General features: G+C 71.8%; 6 protein-coding genes. All 6 read left to right on the forward strand.

Annotated features, from left to right (window positions below):
* Positions 1–721 (forward strand): methylmalonyl-CoA mutase family protein (locus VF647_03220; protein HEX8451078.1); only part of this gene is annotated, 721 nt, incomplete at its 5' end.
* A 366-nt stretch (positions 722–1,087) separates the two neighbouring features.
* Positions 1,088–2,641, forward strand: coding sequence for a protein kinase (locus VF647_03225; protein HEX8451079.1), 1,554 nt, complete (start codon positions 1,088–1,090; stop codon positions 2,639–2,641).
* 20 nt (positions 2,642–2,661) lie between these two features.
* The gene (locus tag VF647_03230) at positions 2,662–3,345 is read left to right on the forward strand and encodes an HAD-IA family hydrolase (GenBank protein ID HEX8451080.1); all 684 of its coding nucleotides are present in this window, start codon (positions 2,662–2,664) and stop codon (positions 3,343–3,345) included.
* Positions 3,287–4,090, forward strand: coding sequence for a methyltransferase domain-containing protein (locus VF647_03235; protein ID HEX8451081.1), 804 nt, complete (start codon positions 3,287–3,289; stop codon positions 4,088–4,090). The genes VF647_03230 and VF647_03235 overlap by 59 nt, the downstream gene beginning before the upstream one ends.
* Positions 4,091–4,496: 406 nt before the next feature.
* Positions 4,497–4,925: a cobalamin B12-binding domain-containing protein gene (locus tag VF647_03240; protein HEX8451082.1), complete on the forward strand. Its 429-nt coding sequence runs from the start codon at positions 4,497–4,499 to the stop codon at positions 4,923–4,925.
* Positions 4,922–5,939, forward strand: a 1,018-nt coding sequence (locus VF647_03245) for a carboxyl transferase domain-containing protein (protein ID HEX8451083.1), incomplete at its 3' end; no start/stop codon positions are given. The genes VF647_03240 and VF647_03245, both read left to right, overlap by 4 nt.

Raw genomic sequence — 5,939 nt, forward strand, 5'->3', positions numbered from 1 at the left:
GGAGAGCTGGCGCCTGCGCACCCACGCCCAGACGGCCGGCGTGACGCTGACGGCGCAGCAGCCGGAGAACAACATCGTGCGCGTGGCCTACCAGGCGATGGCGGCGGTGCTGGGCGGCACGCAGTCGCTGCACACCAACTCGATGGACGAGACGCTGGCGCTCCCCACGGAGAAGGCGGTGCAGATCGCGCTGCGCACGCAGCAGATCCTGGCGCACGAGACGGGCGTGGCCAACACCATCGACCCGCTGGCCGGGTCCTACTACCTGGAAGCGCTCACCGACCAGATGGAAGCCGAGGCGGAGGCGATCTTCGCCGAGATCGACGCGATGGGCGGGGTGGTGCCGGGGATCGAGCGGGGCTACTTCCAGCAGCAGATCGCGCGCTCGGCGATGCGCCAGCAGATCGAGATCGAGCGCAACGAGCGTGTGATCGTGGGCGTGAACGACTATACCATCGAGGGTGAGAAGATCGACATCCCGCTCCTCAAGGTGACCGAGGAGGCCGAGCGCCGCCAGCGCGAGCGGATGGCCGCCATGCGCGCCCGCCGCGACCAGGCCGAGGTCGACCGCACGCTCCAGGTTCTCCAGGATTCTGCTCGCGCCGGTGAGAACGTCGTCCCCGCCATGCTGGACGCGGTCCGCGCCTACGCCACGCTCCACGAGATCCGCCACTCCATGGAAGCGGTGTTCGGCGCCTACCAGGAGCCGGTCTTCTTTTAGGCGCGGGTTCACACGAGGAGACGGAGGCACGGGGAGGAGTCTCTCCGTGCCTCTGGCTTTGTCCGGGGTGTGCCCGCACTAGGAGCGAATGAATTCGCCGCTGGAACCACGCAAAGTCCGCCTTCGCGGACTCGGGGTCGGGTGCCGGCGTGCAAGAGTCGGCTTCAGCCGCCTTCGCGTGGTTCCAGCCGGGGGCTTCAGCCCCCGGCGGTGCGGCGCCAATCCTGCCCCCGCAACCCGCGAAGGCGGGTTTCCCGCGGTTGTTGCAGCGGTTTCAACCGCCGGGCTCCAGATTGCAGTCTCCCCAACCGCGCCGATACCTTCCCCACCGGCGCACTCACGCACTAACGCACTCACGCACTTCTCTTGACCACACTCGCCACCCTCCTCCAGGGCCGCCTCCTCGCCGACCGCTACCGGGTTGGCGAGGCGCTGGGCTTCGGGGGGATGGGCGCGGTGTTCCGGGCGCACGACGAGCGACTGGAGCGCGACGTAGCGGTCAAGGTGCTCACCGCCGCCTCTGCCGACCCGGCGGAGCAGGAGGTGCTGCGCGCCCGCTTCCGGCGCGAGGCCCGCGCCGCCGCCACCCTCCGCCACCCCAACGTGGTGACGGTGCACGACTTCGGCACCGACTCTGGGTCGGGACTCGACTTCCTGGTGATGGAGCGGCTCCCGGGCAAGGACGTCGCCGAGCGCATCGCCGCCGCGAACGGGCCCATGCCCCTCGACGAGGTGCTGGAGATCGTCCGCGAGGCCGCGATGGGGCTCGCCGCCGGGCACCGCGTGGGGATCGTGCACCGCGACGTGAAGCCCCGGAACCTCTTCCTTGTCCCCGACCCAGTCGGCGGTTGGGAGGTCAAGGTGCTCGACTTCGGCATCGCGCAGCTCTCCGCGGGCGAGCAGCCGGAGACGCGCATCACGCAGCTCAGCCCGTCGCCGTACACGCCGCGCTACGCCGCCCCCGAGCAGCTCGCCGCCTCGCCCCACCTGACCCCCGCGTGCGACGTGTACGCGCTGGGGATCGTCGCGCTGGAGATGCTCACCGGGCGCTATCCGGAGGGGATCAACAGCGCCGCGGACGACGCCATCGCCGCCCGCGCCGTGGACGCGCTGCGCCCCCGCATCCCGAGCCCGACGTGCGACGCGCTGCTGCGCATGCTCCGCCGCGACCCACTGCAGCGCCCCGCGGACGCCGACGCGGTCCTCCGCCTCCTCACCGTCGCCCCGCCCGCGCCCCCGCCCGTGGACACCGCGCCGACGCTGGCGTACCCGCCGCCGCCGCCGGTCGCTGCCGCTCCGATCGTGCCGCCCGCGATCCCGGTGCAAAGCTACGCGCCGCAGCCGCTCGCGCCGCAGCCGGCGTACAGCGTGCCGCCGCCTCCGGCGTACGCGCAGCCTGAGCCGCCACAGGAGGCCGAGAAGGAGGAGCGGCGAGGGACACCGCTGGCGAAGTGGATCGGCATCGCGGCCCTGGTGACGCTCGCGGGGGTGTACTGGAGGCGCGACGCCCCGCCGCCCGCCACGTCGGAGCCCGCGCGCGTCTCGGCGACCGTGCAGCCCGATCCGCCGCCCATCCCGCCGGAGGAGGCCGCCGCGCGCGAGCTCGCGAGCGAGGAAGCCCTGCGTGCCGTGCGCCTGCGCGGTGGGATCGGCTTCAACGAGCAGCTCTGGATCATCACGGCCGCCACGCGCGCGCCGGACGAAGTGGAGCGCGCTGTCACGCTGCGCGACCGCATCGCCGAGGCCGGGCACCCCGCGGGTCTCGCCAACGGGCGCGTGTACCCGGAGCTGCCGCGCGATTCCATCGTCGTCCTCGCGGGGCCGTTCGACCGCCGGCGCGCGGAGACGGCGCTCCCGGCCATCCGCCGCATCGCCCGCGGAGCCCGCATCCGGCAGGTCACCTTTCAGATGCCGCGCTGACGGCAACCATTCGAGACCCGATGAAAGCGATCCTGTTCGACGCAGGCAACACGCTGGTCTGGCTGGACCACCCGTTCCTCGTGCAGGTGCTGGCGGAGGCGGGGATCACCGCGAGCGAGGACGATATCCTCGGCGCCGAGTACGAGGCCAAGCTCGTGCTGGACGAGATGGTGCGCTCCGGCACCGCGGGCGACGACCGGAAGCGCGGCGAGGTCTACTTCGCCGAGATCTTTCGACGGCTGGGGGTTGAGGACGCGCACTTTCCACCGATCGGCGAGCGGCTCTTCGCGCGCCACGCCGAGCGCAACCTGTGGAGCCGCGTTCGCGAGAACACCATCGAGACGCTGGAGGAGCTGCGGCGCATGGGCTACCGCCTGGGAGTCATCTCGAACGCCGACGGCCGCGTGGAGGCGCTGCTGGAGTCGCTCGGCCTGCGCTCGCAGTTCGAGTTCGTGATCGACTCCGGGCTGGTGGGCGTCGAGAAGCCGGACCCGCGCATCTTCCACATGGGGCTGGAGCGGATGGGGGTGGAGGCGCACGAGGCGGCCTACGTGGGCGACATCTACGAGATCGACGCGGTGGGCGCGCGCAACGTGGGGATGCACGCCTTTCTGATCGACCCGCTGGGACGCTTCGCCGAGGAGCATGGCGACCGCATCCGCGGCATCCACGAGCTTCCGCAGCGGCTGGGTCGTGCCGGCTGAACGCTGGTGGGAGGGGTACTTCGACGAGACCTTCATCGACCTGTACCGCGACTTCCTCACCCCCGAGCGCACCGCGCGCGAGGTCGCCGGCATCCGCGAGATGGTGCCGCTGGAGCCCGGCGCCGAGATCCTGGACGTCGCCTGCGGATGGGGCCGCCACTCGATCGCTCTGGCCGAGGCGGGGTTCCGGGTCATGGGGATGGACCTTTCCGAACCGCTCCTCCGCCACGCCCGCGCCCGCGCCGAGCGCGCCCGCGTCACTGTCAACTGGCTGCGCGCGGACATGCGCGAGATCCCCTTCCGCGGCCGCTTCGACGCCGTTCTCTCCCTCTTTTCGTCGCTCGGCTACTTCCTCTCGGACGAGGAGGACCTGCGCGTCCTGCGCGGCGCGCACGATGCGCTGCGGCCGGGCGGCTTCTTCGTGCTGGAGACGATGCACCGCGACCACGCCGTCGGCGGCTACACGGAGCGCGACTGGTGGGAGGCGGAGGACGGCACCACCGTCTGGGTGGAGCGCGAGTTCGACGCCGTCGACGGGGTGAGCCGCGAGTGGACGCGCTGGCGTCGGGGTGGAAAGTCGGGAGAGAAATTCCACGAGCTGCGCATCCGCAGCGCCACCGAATGGGCCGTGCTCCTTCGCGAGGCGGGCCTGACGCCGATCGAGTGGTACGGGGATTGGGAACTGGCGCCGTTCGTCCATACGAGCGAGGATCTGATCTGCATCGCGCGGCGGTCAACGCGGTAGGGCGGGGCGGCGGGGGTTTGGCGGCCGGGAATACAGGGATCACGGTGGCGGCAGGCACGGGCAGCCACGTGGGGCTGCCCCTACGGGATCTGTGCGCGTGGCGGGGGTCGAGGCGGGGCGGGCGGTGGGCAGACACGCAGGTCTGCCCCTACCGCCATCCGTGCACCAGGGCGGGTGGCGGTGCGGGGGCGGGCACGGGCGCGATGAATCGCGCCCCTACGGGATTCGCGCGGCGCAGGCAGATGCAGACGGCCCGCACGATTCCCCATTCCCCATTCCCCATTCCCCATTCCCATTCCCATTCCCCATTCCCATTCCCCATTCCCCCGCTCGCTTGCCGCGCCCCTCGCCCCGGCACTATCTTCCCGCACTTTCGCGCACGCACCTCTTTCCGAGCCGTAACACGATGCCTGAACGCAAGATCCGGGTGCTGGTCGCCAAGCCCGGACTGGACGGCCACGACCGCGGCGCCAAGGTGATCGCCGCCGCCCTGCGCGACGCGGGGATGGAGGTCATCTACACCGGGCTCCATCAGACGCCCGAGATGGTGGTGAGCGCCGCCATCCAGGAAGACGTCGACGTGGTGGCGATGTCCATCCTCTCCGGCGCGCACATGACGCTCTTCCCCCGCGTCAAGCAGCTGCTGGAGGCGGAGGGGGTGGATCACGTCCTCCTCACCGGCGGCGGGATCATCCCGGAAGAGGACATGCGCGCGCTGGAGGAGCAGGGGATCGGGCGCCTCTTTGGCCCGGGGACCCCCACGACCGCCGCCGTGGAGTACATCCGCGACTGGTACGCCCAAAACGGGCGCGACCGGGAGACCGCCGAGGCGTGAGCGCTCCCGCCGCACCCAGCGCCCCCGCGGCCGCCGCCCCGGGGCGTGCCCGCGCGCTCGCCGCCGAGCTGCGCGAGCTCGAAGCCCGCCTCCGCCAGGGGGGCGGGCCCAAGCGCATCGACAAGCAGCACGCCGACGGCAAGCTGACGGCCCGCGAGCGCATCGGCCTGCTGATGGACCCGCGCACGCGCTTCCAGGAGATCGGCCTGCTGGTGGCCCACGACCGCTACGACGGGCAGGCGCCCGCCGCCGGCGTGGTCACCGGCATCGGCACCGTGGCGGGGCGCGAGGTGGTGATCGTGGCCAACGACGCCACCGTCAAGGCCGGCTCCTGGTGGCCCGAGACGATCACCAAGATGCTGCGCGCGCAGGAGATCGCCATGCGCTGCCGCGTCCCCATCCTGTACCTGGTGGACTCGGCGGGGGTGAACCTGCCGTACCAGGGCGGGGTCTTTCCGGGGCAGTACGGCGCGTCGCGGCTCTTCTACTACAACTCCATCATGCGGCGCTACCTCAAGGTGCCGCAGATCGCCGCGGTGATGGGGCCGTGCATCGCCGGCGGCGCGTACCTCCCCGCGCTCTCCGACGTGATCCTGATGGTGGAGGGGACGTCGTTCATGGGGCTCGGCGGGCCCAACCTGGTCAAGGGCGCCACGGGGCAGAGCACCGACAGCGAGACGCTGGGCGGCGCGTACACGCACAACGCCATCTCCGGCGTGGCGCACTACCGCGTGGCGGACGACCGCGCCTGCGTGGCCAAGATCCGCGACCTGGTGCGCGAGCTTCCGCGCGCGCCCGCCACCGCCCTCCCCATCGGCGAAGCCGCCCCGCCGGCCCGCGCAGAGGCGGAGCTGTACGACCTCCTGCCGGCCAACCACCGCCAGCCGTACGAAGTGCGCGAGGTGCTGCGCTGCATCCTGGACCGCGGCGAGTTCGACGAGTTCCAGGCGGACTACGCGCCGGAGATGATCTGCGGCCACGGGCGCATCGCGGGGATCCCGGTCGGCATCATCG

Source organism: Longimicrobium sp. (genome assembly GCA_036387335.1).
In the GTDB taxonomy this organism is placed as follows: Bacteria; Gemmatimonadota; Gemmatimonadetes; order Longimicrobiales; family Longimicrobiaceae; genus Longimicrobium.

Bases quoted from the DNA above. Each gene is read 5' to 3' on its own strand.
- VF647_03240 (HEX8451082.1), top strand. From the start codon at position 4,497: ATGCCTGAACGCAAGATCCGGGTGCTGGTCGCCAAGCCCGGACTGGAC.
- VF647_03230 (HEX8451080.1), top strand. From the start codon at position 2,662: ATGAAAGCGATCCTGTTCGACGCAGGCAACACGCTGGTCTGGCTGGAC.
- VF647_03235 (HEX8451081.1), top strand. From the start codon at position 3,287: ATGGCGACCGCATCCGCGGCATCCACGAGCTTCCGCAGCGGCTGGGTC.